Origin of the sequence: Streptomyces griseoluteus, from assembly GCF_004784465.1 — a bacterium.
GTDB classification, from domain to species: Bacteria; Actinomycetota; Actinomycetes; order Streptomycetales; family Streptomycetaceae; genus Streptomyces; species Streptomyces griseoluteus.
In genome coordinates, this window is the sequence record NZ_SRRU01000002.1 from 17,453 (window position 1) to 33,628 (window position 16,176).

Sequence of the window (16,176 nt, forward strand, 5' to 3'; positions counted from 1 at the left end):
CGGCGCGCCCCCACGCCCGGGCCGGATTCGGACTTGTCAGGCGGACATGACACCATGCGGGCATGTCCTCCGCACTGGCCGATCTCGTCGTGCATCCGATCGTGCAGGCCCCCATGGCGGGCGGTGTCGCCGTGCCGGAACTGGCCGCCGCCGTCTCCGAGGCCGGAGGGCTCGGCTTCCTCGCCGCCGGCTACAAGACCGCGGACGGCATGTACCGCGAGATCAAACGGCTGCGCGGGCTGACCAGCCGCCCCTTCGGCGTCAACCTCTTCCTGCCCCAGCCCGCCCACGCCGAGCCCGGTGCCGTCGAGCTGTACGCGCAGCAACTGGCCGGTGAGGCCGCCTGGTACGAGACCGAGCCCGGCGACCCCGACGGCGGCCGTGACGACGGCTACGACGCCAAGCTCGCCGTGCTGCTGGACGACCCCGTCGCCGCCGTCTCCTTCCACTTCGGCGTGCCCGACCCGGAGGTACTGACCGCGCTGCGCCGGGCCGGGACCGTCACCCTGGTCACCGCCACTACCGTCGAGGAGGCCCGCGCGGTCGAGCGGGCCGGGGCGGACGCGGTGATCGCGCAGGGCATCGAGGCGGGCGGCCACCAGGGCACCCACCGCGACCTCGCCGAGAACGACGGCACCGGGCTGGGCCTGCTGTCCCTGGTCACCCAGACCGCGCAGGCCGTGGAGATCCCGGTCGTCGCCGCCGGAGGCATCATGCGCGGCGCCCAGATCGCCGCCGCCCTCGCCGCCGGAGCCACCGCCGCCCAGCTCGGCACCGCCTTCCTCGCCACCCCCGAGTCCGGCGCCCCCGAGATCTACAAGCGGGCGCTGACCGACCCGGTGTTCCCGCGCACCGAGCTGACCCGCGCCTTCTCAGGGCGCCCGGCGCGCGCCCTGACCAACCGCTTCCTGCGCGAGCACGGGCCGTACGCGCCCGCCGCCTACCCCGACGTGCACCACCTGACCACGCCGCTGCGGGGGGCCGCCACCGCCGCCGGGGACGCCCAGGGCATGTCGCTCTGGGCGGGCCAGGGCCACCGGCTGGCCCGGCCGCTGCCCGCGGCCGAACTCGTCCGCACCCTCGCCGCCGAACTCAACCTCGTACGGGGTGAGTCGGGGCGGCAGTACCGACCCGTCCGAGCCCAGGGAGGGGACGCGCGATGACCGCGCCCGTCTTCGTCGTCGACCACTTCCGCACGGACGGCACCCGGTACGTGCTCGACGGACCCGAGGGGCGGCACGCCGTCTCGGTGAAGCGGCTGGAGCCCGGCGAGGAGGTCGTCCTCACCGACGGCGCCGGACGCTACGCGGTCTGCCGGGTCACCGGCACCGAGGGCAAGGACCGGCTGATCGTCGACCTCCCCGAGGTGCACGAGGAGCCCGAGCCCCGGCCGCGCGTCACCGTCGTGCAGGCGCTGCCCAAGGGCGACCGGGGCGAACTCGCCGTGGAGACCATGACCGAGACCGGCGTCGACCGCATCGTGCCCTGGCAGGCGTCGCGCTGCATCACCCAGTGGAAGGGCGAGCGCGGGCTGAAGGCGCTGGGCAAGTGGCGCTCCACCGCCCGCGAGGCCGGCAAGCAGTCGCGCCGGGTCCGCTTCCCCGAGGTCGCGGAGGCCGCCTCCACCAAGCAGGTCGCCGCGCTGCTCGCGCAGGCCGACTTCGCCGCCGTGCTGCACTCCGACTTCGACCACGAGTCGGTCCCGCTGGCCACCGCCGAACTCCCGGCCGAGGGCGAGATCGTGCTCGTCGTCGGGCCCGAAGGGGGCGTCTCCCGCGACGAGTTGGCGCTCTTCGAGGAGGCCGGCGCCCGCGCCTGCGTCCTCGGCCCCTCCGTCCTGCGCACCTCCACCGCGGGCACCGCCGCGACCGCCCTCCTGCTGGGCCGCACCGGCCGCTGGTCCTGACGGCCCCGCGCCGCACGTTCGGGTGACTGGCCGTATGCGGCCTTCCGCCGTGGGGGTGTCGGTGGGACGCTGGGGTGTATGGGGGCTTCGAGTGGGATTCGGATACTGGCCGCCGGTGGGCTCGTGGCGCTCGTCGTCGGTACGGTGACGGCGTGTCAGCCGGGAGAACTGGGGGCGGCCTCGGTCGCGTACACCACCGACTCGACCGCGACCGACGCGCTGAAGAAGCGTGATGTGGACGTGAGCTGGCTGACCTGCACCGGGCGGCAGGACGGCGGGTCGTCGGCCGGTGGGTCGCCGAGCGAATCCACGGTCGTCACCGTCGACTGCCAGGGGAAGACCAAGGACGGGCGGGACATCACCGTCACCGGCAGGGTGACCCGCGCGGTGAGCGGGGCCTGTGTGCGCGGCAATCTCGTCGCCAAGGTCGGCGGACGCCAGGTCTTCCGGGTGAGCGGGCTCGGCAACTGCGATGCCGCCCCGGTCTACACCCCGCCCGCCACCTACCGGCCGCCCGGCCAGCCCCGGCCCACGGTGACCGTCACCGTCACCCGCACCCTGTGGTGCGAGAACGACCCCTCGTGCCGGCCGGTCCAGGGCAAATAGACCGATCAATTCCGGGTCCGGATGCGGACGTTCGCGCGTAGGGTGATCGCGTGACTCAGGGTGCTGCCACGGAAAACGCCGCCTCGTACCTCCGATTCCCGCATGCGCGGGGCGACTTGGTCACCTTCACCGCCGAGGACGACGTCTGGGTCGCCCCGCTGGACGGCGGCCGGGCCTGGCGGGTCAGCGCCGACGGCGTCCCCGTGAACCACCCCCGTATCTCGCCCGACGGCACCACGCTCGCCTGGACCTCCCGCCGCGACGGCGCCCCCGAGGTGCACACCGCCCCCGTGGACGGCGGGCCCTCCCGCCGCCTGACCCACTGGGGCAACGCCCGCACCCAGGTCCGCGACTGGACACCGGACGGCGAGGTGCTGGCGGTCAGCGCCGCCGGGCGGCACAGCACCCGCCACAGCTGGGCCCGTACCGTCCCGCTCGACGGCGGCCCGGCCGCCACCCTCCCGTACGGCCCCGTCGGCGCCGTCGCCCACGGCCCGCACACCGTGCTGCTGTCCGCCACGATGAACCGGGACGCCTCCGCCTGGAAGCGCTACCGGGGCGGCACCGCGGGCAAGCTGTGGATCGACCGCGACGGCGACGGCGACTTCGTCCGGCTGCACGAGGAACTGGACGGCAACCTCGAGTACCCCTCATGGGTCGGCGACCGCCTCGCCTTCCTCTCCGACCACGAGGGCACCGGCGCCCTGTACTCCTCCCTCGCCGACGGCTCCGACCTGCGCCGCCACACCCCGCTCGGCGGCTTCTACGCCCGGCACGCCGCGAGCGACGGCACCCGTGTCGTCTACGTCAGCGCCGGGCAGCTCTGGGTGCTGGACGACCTCGACGGCGCCGAACCCCGCCGTCCCGAGATCCGGCTCGGCGGCCCCCGTACCGGCCTCCAGCCCTTCGTCCTGGACGCCGCCCGCTGGCTGGACTCCGCCACCCCCGACCACACCGGGCGCGGCAGCGCGGTCGCCGTGCGCGGCACCGTCCACTGGGTCACCCACCGCGACGGACCGGCCCGCGCCCTCGCGGCGGAGCCCGGTGTACGGGCCCGGCTGCCGCGCACCTTCCGCGCGGGCGGTGAGGAGTGGGTGGTGTGGGTGACCGATGCCGAGGGCGACGACGCGCTGGAGTTCGCCCCCGCCACCGGCCTCGCCCCCGGCACCGCCCCGCGCCGCCTCGGCGCCGGACAGCTCGGCCGCGTCCTCGAACTGGCCATGTCCCCGGACGGCACCCGCGCCGCCGTCGCCTCCCACGACGGCAGGCTGCTGCTGGTCGAGCGGGAGACCGGTGAGATCCGCGAGGTCGACCGCAGCGAGCACGGCGACCCGCACGGCCTGGCCTTCTCACCCGACTCCGGCTGGCTCGCCTGGGCCCACCCTGGCCCGCGCCCGCTCTCCCAGATCCGGCTCGCCGCCACCACCGACCTCACCGTCACCGAGGCCACCCCGCTGCGCTTCGCCGACTACGAGCCGGTCTTCACCCTCGACGGGCGCCACCTCGCCTTCCTCTCCAACCGCGCCTTCGACCCCGTCTTCGACACCCATGTCTTCGACCTGGCCTTCGTGTCGGGCGCCCGCCCGCACCTCATCACCCTCGCGGCCACGGCACCGTCCCCTTTCGGCCCGCAGCGCCACGGCCGCGCCTTCGGCACCCCCGACCGGGACGAGACCCCCGGCGCCGAGGGCACCCCCGTCACCCGCGTCGACCTCGACGGGCTCGCCGACCGCATCGTGCCCTTCCCCGTCGAGGCCGCTCGGTACGGCAACCTGCGCGCCGCGAAGGACGGGGTGCTCTGGCTGCGCCACCCGGTGCGCGGTGTCCTCGGCGCCTCCCGCGCCACCCCGGACGCCCCCGACCCCAAGACCGAGCTGGAGCGTTACGACCTCGCCCAGCACCGGCTGGAGCACCTGGCCGCCGACGCCGACGAGTTCGAGGTCAGCGGCGACGGCAGCCGCGTCCTGCTGTGGAGCGACGGCGGGCTCCGCGTCGTTCCCGCCGACCGCCGCGCCCCCGACGACGAGGACGGCGACGCCCGCGTCACCGTCGACCTCGGCCGCGTCCGGCACACCGTCGATCCGGTCGCCGAATGGCGGCAGATGTACGACGAGACGGGCCGGCTCATGCGGGACAACTTCTGGCGCCCCGACATGGGCGGCGTCGACTGGGACGGCGTCCTGGACCGCTACCGTCCCGTCCTCGAACGGGTCGCCACCCACGACGACCTCGTGGACCTCCTCTGGGAGGTGCACGGCGAACTCGGCGCCTCCCACGCCTACGTCATCCCCCACGGCGGCTGGGGCGACGGCGCCCGCCAGGGGCTGCTCGGCGCCGACATCTCCCGTCACGAGGACGGCAGTTGGCGCGTCGACCGGGTGCTGCCCTCGGAGACCTCCGACCCCGAGGCCCGTTCCCCGCTCGCCGCGCCCGGTGTCGCAGTGCGCCCCGGCGACACCCTCCTCGCCGTCGGCGGCCACCGGGTCGACCCGGTCACCGGCCCCGGCTCGCTGTTGCTCGGCACGGCCCAGAAGCCCGTCGAGCTGACCATCGCCCCGGCGGGCGGCGGCGAGCCACGGCACGTGGTCGTCGTCCCGCTCGCCGACGAGGAGCCGCTGCGCTACCACGCCTGGGTCGCCGGCCGCCGCGCCCACGTCCATGAACGCTCCGGCGGCCGCCTCGGCTACCTCCACGTCCCCGACATGCAGGCCCCCGGCTGGGCCCAGATCCACCGCGACCTGCGCGTCGAGGTCACCCGCGAGGGCCTGGTCGTCGACGTCCGCGAGAACCGCGGCGGCAACACCTCCCAGCTCATCGTCGAAAAGCTCGCCCGTCGCGTCGTCGGCTGGGACCTCCCCCGGGGCATGCGCCCCGAAAGCTACCCGCAGGACGCCCCCCGGGGCCCCGTGGTGGCCGTGGCCGACGAGTTCTCCGGCTCCGACGGCGACATAGTCAACGCCGCGATCCGAGCCCTCGGCATCGGTCCGGTCGTCGGCACCCGCACCTGGGGCGGAGTGATCGGCATCGACAGCCGCTACACCCTGGTGGACGGCACGATCGTCACCCAGCCCAAGTACGCCTTCTGGCTTCAGGGCGCGGGCTGGGACGTGGAGAACCACGGGGTGGACCCGGACGTGGAGATCCCGGTGCGCCCCCAGGACTGGGCAGCGGACGAGGACCCCCAACTGAACGAAGCGATAAGGCTGGCCCTGGAAGCACTGGAGAGGCAGCCAGCAAGAACCCCGCCCACTCTGCCGACCTCTTAAGGATGCGGGGCCGTGTCGATCGGCGGCTCCGCCGCCGGGGCGCGAGCAACCCCCGCGCACGCGAACCCGAACGACTAGGATGCCGAAGGCAAAGATCACCGGCGAAAGCGAGCGCGGCGAAATGGCAGGCGAACCTCAAGAGGACTGCCTCTTCTGCAACATCATCGCGGGCAAGATCCCCGCGGACGTGGTCCGGGAGACCGACACCACCCTCGCCTTTCGGGACATAAACCCCCAGGCCCCCACCCACATCCTGGTGATCCCCAAGGCCCACTACAAGAACGCCGCGGAACTCGCCGCCGAAGCACCGCAGCTGGCCGCCGACGTCCTCGCGGAGACCCGCGGAGTCGCCGAGGGCGAGTCCCTGGAGAGCTACCGCACCGTCTTCAACACCGGCACCGGCGCGGGACAGACCGTCTGGCACGCCCACGCCCATGTCCTCGGCGGCCGCGGCCTGAACTGGCCCCCCGGATAACCCCCATGTCCGTACGCGAGTTGGTCGTCCTCGGCACCGCCAGCCAGGTCCCGACCCGGCACCGCAACCACAACGGCTACCTGCTGCGCTGGGACGGCGAGGGCATCCTCTTCGACCCCGGCGAGGGCACCCAGCGCCAGATGCTGCGCGCCGGGGTCGCCGCGCACGACCTGAACCGGATCTGCGTCACCCATTTCCACGGCGACCACAGCCTGGGCCTGGCCGGGGTGATCCAGCGGATCAACCTGGACCGGGTGCCGCACCCGGTCACCGCGCACTACCCGCGCTCCGGCCGGCGCTTCTTCGAGCGCCTCCGGTACGCCACGGCCTACCGGGAGACGGTCGACCTCACCGAGGCACCGGTCGACACCGACGGCCCCGTCGCCACCACCCCCTCCTACACGCTGGAGGCGTACGGCCTCTCCCACCCGGTGGAGTCCTACGGCTACCGGCTGATCGAGCCGGACCGGCTCCGCATGCTGCCCGACCGCCTCGCCGCGCACGGCATCTCCGGCCCCGACGTCGGCCGTATCCAGCGAGAGGGTTCCCTCGGCGGGGTCGCGCTGGAGGAGGTCAGCGAGACACGGCGCGGACAGCGGTTCGCGTTCGTCATGGACACCCGGCTCTGCCCCGGCGTGCACGCCCTCGCCGACGGCTGCGACCTGCTCGTCATCGAGTCCACGTTCCTGGACGAGGACGCGGGCCTCGCCGAGGAGCACGGCCACCTGACGGCCGGCCAGGCGGCGACCGTGGCGCGGGACGCCGGAGTGCGGCACCTCGTCCTCACCCACTTCAGCCAGCGCTACTCCGACCCCGCCGAGTTCGAGCGGCAGGCCCGCGCGGCCGGGTTCGAGGGCGAGCTGACCGTGGCCCGCGACCTGGACCGGGTGCCGCTCCCCAAGCGCGGCTGAGCGTTCGGAGGCGGGCGTACGATGCTTCGATGCCCCTCCCCAAAGCTGAACTGCACCTGCACATCGAAGGCACACTGGAGCCCGAGCTTGCGTTCCGTCTGGCCGAGCGCAATGGCGTGGAGCTTCCCTACGCCGACACCGAGGCCCTCCGTCACGCGTACCGGTTCGAGGACCTCCAGTCCTTCCTGAACCTGTACTACGAGCTGATGGCCGTCCTGCGCACCGAGCGGGACTTCGAGGAGCTGGCCGACGCCTATCTGGCCCGCGCCGCCGCGCAGGGTGTGCGGCACGCGGAGATCTTCTTCGACCCGCAGGCCCACCTCGCGCGCGGGGTGGAGATGGGGACCGTGATCGAGGGGCTGTGGCGGGCGCTGGGGCGCAGCGAGGAGACCCACGGCGTCTCGACCAGGCTGATCATGTGTTTCCTGCGGGACGAGTCCGCCGAGTCGGCGCTCGCCACGCTGGACGCCGCGGGGCCGTACCTGGACCGGATCACCGGGGTCGGCCTGGACTCCGCCGAGGTGGGCAACCCGCCGGAGAGGTTCCGCGAGGTCTACGAGGCCGCCGCCGCGCTCGGCCTGCGGCGCGTGGCGCACGCCGGTGAGGAGGGGCCGCCGGAGTACGTCGTCCAGGCCCTCGACCTGCTCGGGGTGGAGCGGATCGACCACGGGCTGCGCTCCGTGGAGGACCCGGCACTGGTCGAGCGGCTGGTCCGGGAGCGCGTCCCGCTGACCCTGTGCCCGCTGTCCAACGTCCGCCTGCGCACGATCGACACGCTGGCCGACCATCCGCTCCCGGCGATGCTGGAGGCGGGGCTGATGTGCACGGTGAACTCCGACGACCCCGCCTACTTCGGCGGCTACGCGGGCGACAACTTCGCCGCCGTCCAGCAGACCCTCGGCCTGACCGGGGACCGGCTGCGCGAGCTGGCCCGCAACTCCTTCCTCGCCTCCTTCCTGGAGGACGACGAACCCCGCCGGGCGCGGTACCTGGCGGAGGTCGAGGCGTACGAATTCCCGCAGGGGCGGGCGTAGTCACGCGGGGACGGTCGCGCCGGAGGTGTCGGTGAAGGGGATCTGCACGACCGGGATGCCCTTGGCGGACAGGTCCCGGACGGTGGCTCCGCCGACCAGGATCTCCCCGGCCCGGACGTCCTTGCCGGCCGCGTCCGGGAGGGGGGTCTCCGGCAGGGAGATCTCCACGAGGGGGAGGTCCTGGAACGGAGCCGGCGGGACCTCGCCGACGGCAACCACCTCGGTGCGCGGGGCGGCCGCGATCGGGATCTCCACCACCCGCAGGCGGCGGGGTGCCGTCCGCAGGGCGACCGCGGTCATCGGGACGGCCGCCAGCAGCAGTACCGCCGCCAGGACCTCGCCCATCGCCGGGAAGCCCGCGCGAGCGGACAGCACGCTGCCGGTCAGCGGGCCGGCCGCCGTGCCCAGCGACGCGGCGGAGCCGACCAGGACCGCCCAGCGGCCGCGGGCGTCGAGCGCGGCGGCCAGGCTGATCACGTAGGACAGCACCACCGGGTAGCAGAGGTTCCACGCGATCTCGCCCAGCGCGAAGGACGGCAGGTCGGTGGCCGAGGCGCTGAGCGCGATGCAGCCCGCGATCAGCGCCGTGCCGAGACCGATCGGCAGCGCGCGGCCCAGCCGGGGGCCGAGGGCGCCCGCGCCGACCACGCCCAGCAGACCGGCGCCGAGCGCTATGGCGAACACCGCGCCGACCGTGATCTCGGTGAGGTGCGCCTGCCCGAGGCCGATGTGCCCGCTGACGCCCCACAGCGCGTTCTGCGCCAGCGACCAGCAGGGCATCGTCGCGGCCAGCAGCAGCCCGGCCCGGCGGTGGGGGAGCGGCCGGCGTACGCCGTCGGGGCCGGTCACCGGGGCGGTACGGGCGGGCAGGCGGCCGGTGAACGGCCACACCGCGAGCGCGGTCAGCGCGACCGCGCCGAGCGGCAGCCCGTGGCCCGGACCCAGGCGGGGGATCGTCAGATAGAGCGCGCCCGCCAGGGCCGAGACCACGAGCAGCCCGGACGTGGTGGCCCGGTGCGGGTCGCGTCCGGCGGCGATGCCGCTCGCGGCGACCGCCGTCATCATGCCGGAGCCGAATCCGCCGACGACCGCGCCCAGCACCACGGCGGGCACGGAGTCGGTGAGGGCGGCCGAGCCGTAGCCGAGGACGGCCAGGACGATCCCCAGCCGCGCGAGCGCACGGGCGCCGAACCGGTCCACGCGGGCGGCCAGAGCGAACCCGGCCGAGGCCGAACTCAGCAGCAGGGCACTGCCGATGGCGCCGGCCTGGGTGGCGGACAGCGGCAGCGCGCTGTCGAGACGGCCGACCGTGGTCGGCAGCAGATACGAGGCGAGGTACCCGGCCGTGAAAAGGGCGACGAGGGGCCAGGGCATGGAGCGGGGGGCGAACACGGGCGTTCCCAGGGCAGGCGTGAGCGACAGCTCGACGAGGAGTGAAACGGAGGGGAAGGGCGACGGCCGTCTGTTCGACGGGAACGCGCGAGCAAGTTGTATCAAGCACGCGGTTTCGAGAAGAAGCCGGGCCGACGTGATTCAGATCACTATCACGTTTGACTCGTGTCGCGGCGGGTAGGCACGATCGATTTCGCTCTCGAACGCTCGGACGGTGATCGCACAGAACTCCGGGATGCGCTATGGTTGTTCACGTCGCGGTCGCCGGAACTCCCGGTGGCGGACAGTGCGTTGGTGGTCCAAGGAAAGACGCCCCGCTTCCTGCGGGGAAATGCAGGTGCAAGGCCTGCCCGGCGCTCCGAACAGAGCCCCATCCCGCTTCCGAGCGGGGTGGGGCTCTTTGCTGCGCGCTCCCGCTCCGCGCCCGCCTGCTTCCGCGCACTCCTGGGTGCTCCCTCTGTCCGTGCGCAACCCGCCCCGCCCGCCGCCCCATTGACGGCCTCGGTACGTGTACCTAGCCTCTGTTCTCATACGTGGACGGCATTCACAAGAGGAGATGGTGCGGGTGAGCGGCGCTCCGCAGGACGTGGCCCGGCGGCTGCGGGAGGGGATGGCGGCGGGCGTGCTCTCCTTCCCGCTCACCGCCTTCCACGAGGACGGCACCCTCGACCGCGAGGGCTGCCGCGCCCATGTGGCCGACCGCCTCGCCGCCACCCCCGGCGCCCTCTTCCCCGCCTGCGGCACCGGGGAGTTCTTCTCCCTGGACGAGGACGAGTACCGCCAGGTCGTCACCGTCGCCGTCGAGGAGGCGGCCGGGCGGGTCCCCGTCGTCACCGGTACCGGCTACGGCTGGGCGCAGGCCGCGCGCTTCGCCCGGATCGCGGAGGAGGCCGGAGCGGACGCCCTGCTGGTACTGCCGCACTATCTCGTCGCCGCCCCGCAGGAGGGGCTTCTCGCCCAGCTCGCCCACCTCGCCGCCCGCACCCGGCTCCCGCTCATCGCCTACCAACGGGACCAAGTGGCCTACACCGTCGAATCGTTGCGGCACATCGCCGCCATCCCGAACGTCATCGGGCTCAAGGACGGGCACAGCGACCTCGACCGCCTCCAGCGGCTCACCCTGGCCGCGCCCGAGGAGTTCCTGTTCTTCAACGGCGCCGCCACCGCCGAGGTCCAGGCCCGCGCCTACACCGCCATCGGCGTGCCCGCGTACTCCTCGGCCGTCCACGCCTTCGCCCCCGAGGTCGCCGGCGCCTTCCGCACCGCGCTGCGCGCCGGGGACGACGACACGGCCGACCGGCTGCTGCGCGGCTTCTACGTCCCCTTCGTCGAACTCCGCGACCGGATGCCCGGATACGCCGTCTCCCTGGTCAAGGCCGCGGCCCGGCTCAGGGGCGCGCGCGTGGGGCCCGTACGGGCGCCCCTCGCCGACCCCTCGGCCGCCGACCTCGCCGCGCTCAAGGACCTCCTCGCCGCCGGACTCGGTCTCGTGGGGGCCGCCCTGTGATCCCGGAGCTGACCGTCACCGAGGTGCGGCTGACCCCGGTCCTGGTGGCCGACCCGCCGCTGCTCAACACCCAGGGCGTGCACCAGCCGTACACCCCCCGGCTGATCGTGGAGGTGGTCACGGCGGGCGGGGCGACCGGGCTCGGGGAGACCTACGGCGACACCAAGTACCTGGAGCTGGCCCGCCCGCTGGCCGACAGGCTCGTCGGACGCTCGGTCACGGACGTGAACGGGCTGTTCTCGCTCGACCTCGCGGTGGACGAGAGCCGGGTGCGGGGTGCGGTCGACGCGGGCGGGCTGCGCGGGGTGCAGAGCGCCGACAAGCTCCGGCTGTCCGTGCTGTCCGCCTTCGAGGTCGCCTGCCTGGACGCGCAGGGCCGGGCGCTCGGGCTGCCCGTGCACGCGCTGCTGGGCGGGAAGCTGCGGGACTCCGTCGAGTACAGCGCCTACCTCTTCTACAAGTGGGCCGCGCATCCCGGGTCGGACGCGGACGAGTGGGGTGCCGCGCTCGACCCCGACGGGGTGGTCGCGCAGGCCCGTGCGCTGTCCGAGCGGCACGGGTTCTCCTCCTTCAAGCTCAAGGGCGGGGTCTTCGCGCCGGAGGAGGAGGTCGCGGCGGTACGTGCCCTCGCCGAGGCGTTCCCGGGGCGGCCGCTGCGGCTCGATCCCAACGGGGCCTGGTCGGTGCCGACCGCGCTGAAGGTGGCGGACGAACTCGGCGGCCTGCTGGAGTACCTGGAGGACCCGGTGCTGGGCACCGACGCCATGGCCGAGGTGGCCGCGCGGACCGGGGTGCCGCTGGCCACCAACATGTGCGTGACCACGTTCGGGGAGATCAAGGAGGCGTTCGGCCGGGACGCCGTGCAGGTGGTGCTCTCCGACCACCACTACTGGGGCGGGCTGCGCAACACCGGCCACCTCGCGGCCGTCTGCGCGGCCTTCGGGGTCGGGGTGTCCATGCACTCCAACACCCACCTCGGGATCAGCCTCGCCGCGATGACCCAGGTCGCCGCCACCGTGCCGAACCTGCACCACGCCTGCGACTCCCACTACCCGTGGCAGGCCGAGGACGTGCTCACCGAGCGCGTGCCGTTCACCGGCGGCCACGTCACGGTCTCCGACCGCCCCGGCCTCGGCGTCGACCTCGACCGCGACGCCCTCGCCCGTCTCCACCACCGCTGGGCGACGGCCGACGGCCCCCTGCGCGACCGCGACGACAGCGCGGCGATGCGGGTCGCGGTGGCGGACTGGCGGACGCCGGTGATGCCCCGCTGGTGACCCCGCGAGCCCCCGTAACCATCGGATTCCGGCCGCCGGCCCCTCGGTCGGCGGCCGGTCAGTGGTGCACACTGGCCAGATCCGTACCACGTCAGGGAGCCCGCACTGATGCCGACCCACGCGATCGCCGGAGAGGAAACCGGAGGCGACCCGGAGCACCTCACCCAGACAGCGCGCCACCAGGCCCAGGTCGACCCGCTGGCGGCGCTGCGCGCCCCCGGCGATCCGCCCTGGGACGTCTACCTCACCGGCACCGTCTTCCTCGACATCGTTTTCACCGGCCTGGACACCGCCCCCGTGCGCGGTACCGAGTCCTGGGCCCGCGGAATGGGCTCCAGCCCCGGTGGGGTCGCCAACATGGCCGCCGCCCTGGCCCGCCTCGGCCTGCGGACCTCGCTGGCCGCGGCCTTCGGGGACGACCACTACGGGGAGTACTGCTGGGACGCGCTCGCGCGGGGCGAGGGCATCGACCTCACCCCCTCGCGCACGGTGCCCGGCTGGCACTCGCCGGTGACCGTCTCCATGGCGTACGAGGGGGAGCGCACGATGATCTCCCACGGCCACGAGCCGCCCCCGGAGGAGCCCGCGCCCGACTGCCCGCCGCCCGCGCGGGCCGCCGTCGCCTCGCTCACGCCGGGGCGCCGGGCGCCCTGGATCGCACAGGCCGCCCGTAAGGGCACCCGGATCTTCGCCGACGTCGGCTGGGACGACACCGGTGCCTGGGACCTGGCCGGGCTCGCCGACCTGGAGCACTGCGAGGCGTTCCTGCCCAACGCGGAGGAGGCGATGCGGTACACCGGTTCGAGCTGCCCCAAGGCGGCCGCGCACGCCCTGACCGAGCACGTACCGGTCGCGGTCGTCACCCTCGGCGCGGAGGGCGCGTACGCGGTGGACCGGCGCACCGGCGAGACCGCAGAGGTGCCCGCGATCGCGGTGGAGGCCCTCGACCCGACCGGCGCCGGGGACGTCTTCGTGGCCGGCTTCGTCACCGGCACCCTCGCCGGCTGGCCCCTCGCCGACCGTCTCGCCCTCGCCGGCCTCACCGCCGCCCTCTCCGTCCAGGAATTCGGCGGCTCCCTCTCCGCCCCCGGCTGGTCCGAGATCGGCGCCTGGTGGCGCCGGGTCCAGTCCCTCGACACCCAGAACCCGGCGGCCCTGCGCCGCTACGCCTTCCTGGACCCCCTGATCCCCACCCACCTGGACCGCCCCTGGCCCCTCCGCCGAGCTGTCCCGACCATCGGCTTCGGCCGCAACACGTAACGCCTCCGGCGACCTGGCCCGAGGGACTCGCCACCGGAGCCGCCCGGCCTGCCGACGAGGGAGCCGAATGCCGGTCGGCGCCCCACGCCGGCCGCCCTGCGTCGCTCGCCGTCCGACGAGTCCAGGCGCAGGCGGCCGCGAGGTGGGCCGTCGGAGCAGCGGTGGCACGGTCTGACCTTGCCCGGCTGCGCCGTCGCGCCGTAGGGACCGGGGCGCCACCGGCCGTGCTGGCCCACGGAGGCGCGGGCCGACAGCGCCTGCTCCGCCGCAGGCGCTCGGCACCGGCCGGGAGCCACACGTTGCTCGCTCCGTCACCCGCCAAGGCGCCGCACCCTTCCCCCTCGCCCACCGGCTCGTGCCGGGACCGCAACACCTGCCCGCCCGCCCCGCCGAACACCCGGCCACCCGCCGAGGCACCGCCCCTCCCCGGCGCCCGCCGACAGACCAGCGCCTTCTCGTGCGGCCCCGCCGACCACCCGGCCACCCCCGAGGCGCCGCCCCTCCCCGGCGCCTGCCGACAGACCGGCGCCTTCTCGTCCGGCCCCGTCGGTCACCCGGCCACCCGCCGAGGCGCCCCCCTCCTGGGCGCCCGCCGACAGACCGGCGCCTTCTCGTGCGGCCCTGTCGGCCACCTGGCCACCCGTCGAGGCGCCGCCCCTCCCCGCCATCCCCCGAGGCGCCGCTCCTCCCCGGCGCCCGCCGACAGACCGGCGCCTTCTCGTGCGGCCCCGCCGACCACCCGGCCACTCGCCGAGGCGCCGCTCCTCCCCGGCGTCCGCCGACAGACCGGCACCTTCTCGTGCGGCCCCGCCGATGACCCTCCTCACCCGCCGAGGCGCCGCAGGCACTCTCGTGGGTGAAAACCGCTGCGGGGTTGACGGGGGAGCGGCGTAGGCTGGAGGAGCCGAGGCCGCCGTTGGGGGTGGCCGGGATGAGGAGGAATCGCAGGCCATCAGCGCCGGCCCATGACTCAGACACCGACAGCTCACACCTCCGCGCAGGACCAGGCGAGAGCACGGATCAGCGTTCCCGCACAGCACCCGATGGTGACCGTGCTGGGCTCCGGCGACTCCCTCCTGCGCGTGATCGAGAAGGCCTTCCCGGCGGCCGACATCCACGTCCGGGGCAACGAGATCAGCGCGGTCGGCGACCCGGCGGAAGTCGCCCTCATCCAGCGCGTGTTCGACGAGATGATGCTGGTGCTCCGCACCGGGCAGCCGATGACGGAGGACGCAGTGGAACGCTCGATCGCCATGCTCAAGGCGAGCGACAACGGGACGAGCGACGGCCCCGAGACCCCGGCCGAGGTGCTGACGCAGAACATCCTGTCCTCGCGCGGCCGCACGATCCGCCCCAAGACCCTGAACCAGAAGCGCTACGTCGACGCCATCGACAAGCACACCATCGTCTTCGGCATCGGCCCCGCCGGTACCGGCAAGACCTACCTCGCCATGGCGAAGGCCGTACAGGCGCTCCAGTCCAAGCAGGTCAACCGCATCATCCTGACCCGCCCCGCGGTCGAGGCCGGCGAACGCCTCGGCTTCCTGCCCGGCACCCTGTACGAGAAGATCGACCCGTACCTGCGCCCGCTCTACGACGCGCTGCACGACATGCTCGACCCCGACTCGATCCCGCGCCTGATGGCGGCGGGCACGATCGAGGTCGCCCCGCTCGCGTACATGCGCGGCCGCACGCTGAACGACGCCTTCATCATCCTGGACGAGGCGCAGAACACCAGCCCCGAGCAGATGAAGATGTTCCTCACCCGCCTCGGCTTCGACTCGAAGATCGTCATCACCGGTGACATCACCCAGGTCGACCTCCCCGGCGGCACCAAGAGCGGTCTGCGCCAGGTGCAGGACATCCTGGAGGGCGTCGAGGACGTCCACTTCTCCCGCCTCTCCTCCCAGGACGTCGTCCGGCACAAGCTGGTGGGCCGTATCGTCGACGCGTACGAGAAGTACGACAGCCACGACGGCACGGGCAAGACCGGCGCCAAGGGCTCCAAGGGGAAGTAGACCAGCACGACCATGTCGATCGACGTCAACAACGAATCCGGCACCGAGGTGGACGAGCAGGCGGTGCTCGACATCGCCCGCTACGCGCTCGCCCGGATGCGCATCCACCCGCTCTCCGAACTGTCGGTGATCGTCGTGGACGCCGACGCCATGGAGCAGCTCCACATCCAGTGGATGGACCTGCCGGGACCGACGGACGTCATGTCGTTCCCGATGGACGAACTGCGCCCGCCGGGCAAGGACGACGAGGAGCCCCCGCAGGGCCTCCTCGGCGACATCGTCCTGTGCCCGGAGGTCGCGGCCCAGCAGGGCAAGGACGCCCCCACCCAGCACTCCATGGACGAGGAACTCCAGCTCCTCACCGTCCACGGCGTCCTGCACCTCCTCGGCTACGACCACGAGGAACCGGACGAGAAGGCCGAGATGTTCGGCCTCCAGGCCGCCATCGTCGACGGCTGGCGGGCCGAGCGCGGCCTGACCGGGCCGTCCCCGGCGCCGACCGTCTCGTAGGGCGGCCGGTACCC

At 73.9% G+C, this 16,176-nt stretch carries 13 protein-coding genes; 12 read left to right on the plus strand and 1 reads right to left on the minus strand.

Translation table 11 applies throughout. The features are described 5' to 3' along the window. Nucleotides 1–62 precede the first annotated feature (62 nt). From E5082_RS05500 to E5082_RS05530, 7 genes are all read left to right on the plus strand, one after another. Entirely contained in the window at nt 63–1,163 is a 1,101-nt protein-coding gene (locus tag E5082_RS05500; protein ID WP_135790156.1) for a nitronate monooxygenase, read from the plus strand. Then, the gene (locus E5082_RS05505; RefSeq protein WP_135790157.1) at nt 1,160–1,906 is read left to right on the plus strand and encodes a 16S rRNA (uracil(1498)-N(3))-methyltransferase; all 747 of its coding nucleotides are present in this window, start codon (nt 1,160–1,162) and stop codon (nt 1,904–1,906) included. Before E5082_RS05500 ends, E5082_RS05505 begins: the two co-directional genes overlap by 4 nt. A gap of 78 nt (nt 1,907–1,984) precedes the next feature. Further along, nucleotides 1,985–2,512, plus strand: a complete 528-nt coding sequence (locus E5082_RS05510) for a hypothetical protein (protein WP_135790158.1) — start codon at nt 1,985–1,987, stop codon at nt 2,510–2,512. Nucleotides 2,513–2,562: 50 nt separating this feature from the next. Beyond that, nucleotides 2,563–5,778, plus strand: coding sequence for a S41 family peptidase (locus E5082_RS05515; RefSeq protein WP_135790159.1), 3,216 nt, complete (start codon nt 2,563–2,565; stop codon nt 5,776–5,778). A gap of 121 nt (nt 5,779–5,899) precedes the next feature. Continuing rightward, entirely contained in the window at nt 5,900–6,253 is a 354-nt protein-coding gene (locus E5082_RS05520; protein ID WP_135790160.1) for a histidine triad nucleotide-binding protein, read from the plus strand. 5 nt (nt 6,254–6,258) lie between these two features. Further along, nucleotides 6,259–7,164 (plus strand): ribonuclease Z, encoded by a 906-nt coding sequence (locus E5082_RS05525; RefSeq protein ID WP_135790161.1) that lies wholly within the window; start codon nt 6,259–6,261, stop codon nt 7,162–7,164. A gap of 29 nt (nt 7,165–7,193) precedes the next feature. Next, nucleotides 7,194–8,198, plus strand: coding sequence for an adenosine deaminase (locus E5082_RS05530; protein WP_135790162.1), 1,005 nt, complete (start codon nt 7,194–7,196; stop codon nt 8,196–8,198). Here the strand turns inward: E5082_RS05530 and E5082_RS05535 are convergent, their stop codons facing one another. Continuing rightward, a complete protein-coding gene (locus E5082_RS05535) occupies nt 8,199–9,590 on the minus strand; it encodes an MFS transporter (protein WP_229918684.1) in 1,392 nt (463 codons plus the stop codon). A gap of 556 nt (nt 9,591–10,146) precedes the next feature. On the opposite strand from E5082_RS05535, the gene E5082_RS05540 reads away from it, so the two are divergent. From E5082_RS05540 to ybeY, 5 genes are all read left to right on the plus strand, one after another. Further along, nucleotides 10,147–11,097, plus strand: a complete 951-nt coding sequence (locus tag E5082_RS05540; protein WP_135790163.1) for a 5-dehydro-4-deoxyglucarate dehydratase — start codon at nt 10,147–10,149, stop codon at nt 11,095–11,097. Further along, complete coding sequence (locus E5082_RS05545) at nt 11,094–12,374, plus strand: glucarate dehydratase family protein (RefSeq protein ID WP_135790164.1); 1,281 nt, start codon at nt 11,094–11,096, stop codon at nt 12,372–12,374. The genes E5082_RS05540 and E5082_RS05545 overlap by 4 nt, the downstream gene beginning before the upstream one ends. 108 nt (nt 12,375–12,482) lie before the next feature. Further along, nucleotides 12,483–13,634 (plus strand): carbohydrate kinase family protein, encoded by a 1,152-nt coding sequence (locus E5082_RS05550; protein ID WP_135790165.1) that lies wholly within the window; start codon nt 12,483–12,485, stop codon nt 13,632–13,634. A gap of 965 nt (nt 13,635–14,599) precedes the next feature. Next, the gene (locus E5082_RS05555; RefSeq protein WP_135790166.1) at nt 14,600–15,652 is read left to right on the plus strand and encodes a PhoH family protein; all 1,053 of its coding nucleotides are present in this window, start codon (nt 14,600–14,602) and stop codon (nt 15,650–15,652) included. 12 nt (nt 15,653–15,664) lie between these two features. After that, entirely contained in the window at nt 15,665–16,162 is a 498-nt protein-coding gene (ybeY, locus tag E5082_RS05560) for an rRNA maturation RNase YbeY (protein WP_030814839.1), read from the plus strand. The last annotated feature ends 14 nt before the right edge of the window (nt 16,163–16,176 follow it).

What these genes read in the sequence shown, in the direction of transcription:
- E5082_RS05500 (WP_135790156.1), top strand. Translation starts at nt 63, where the DNA reads ATGTCCTCCGCACTGGCCGATCTCGTCGTGCATCCGATCGTGCAGGCC.
- E5082_RS05555 (WP_135790166.1), top strand. Translation starts at nt 14,600, where the DNA reads ATGACTCAGACACCGACAGCTCACACCTCCGCGCAGGACCAGGCGAGA.
- E5082_RS05550 (WP_135790165.1), top strand. Translation starts at nt 12,483, where the DNA reads ATGCCGACCCACGCGATCGCCGGAGAGGAAACCGGAGGCGACCCGGAG.
- E5082_RS05505 (WP_135790157.1), top strand. Translation starts at nt 1,160, where the DNA reads ATGACCGCGCCCGTCTTCGTCGTCGACCACTTCCGCACGGACGGCACC.
- E5082_RS05530 (WP_135790162.1), top strand. Translation starts at nt 7,194, where the DNA reads ATGCCCCTCCCCAAAGCTGAACTGCACCTGCACATCGAAGGCACACTG.
- E5082_RS05525 (WP_135790161.1), top strand. Translation starts at nt 6,259, where the DNA reads ATGTCCGTACGCGAGTTGGTCGTCCTCGGCACCGCCAGCCAGGTCCCG.
- E5082_RS05520 (WP_135790160.1), top strand. Translation starts at nt 5,900, where the DNA reads ATGGCAGGCGAACCTCAAGAGGACTGCCTCTTCTGCAACATCATCGCG.
- ybeY (WP_030814839.1), top strand. Translation starts at nt 15,665, where the DNA reads ATGTCGATCGACGTCAACAACGAATCCGGCACCGAGGTGGACGAGCAG.
- E5082_RS05540 (WP_135790163.1), top strand. Translation starts at nt 10,147, where the DNA reads ATGGTGCGGGTGAGCGGCGCTCCGCAGGACGTGGCCCGGCGGCTGCGG.
- E5082_RS05510 (WP_135790158.1), top strand. Translation starts at nt 1,985, where the DNA reads ATGGGGGCTTCGAGTGGGATTCGGATACTGGCCGCCGGTGGGCTCGTG.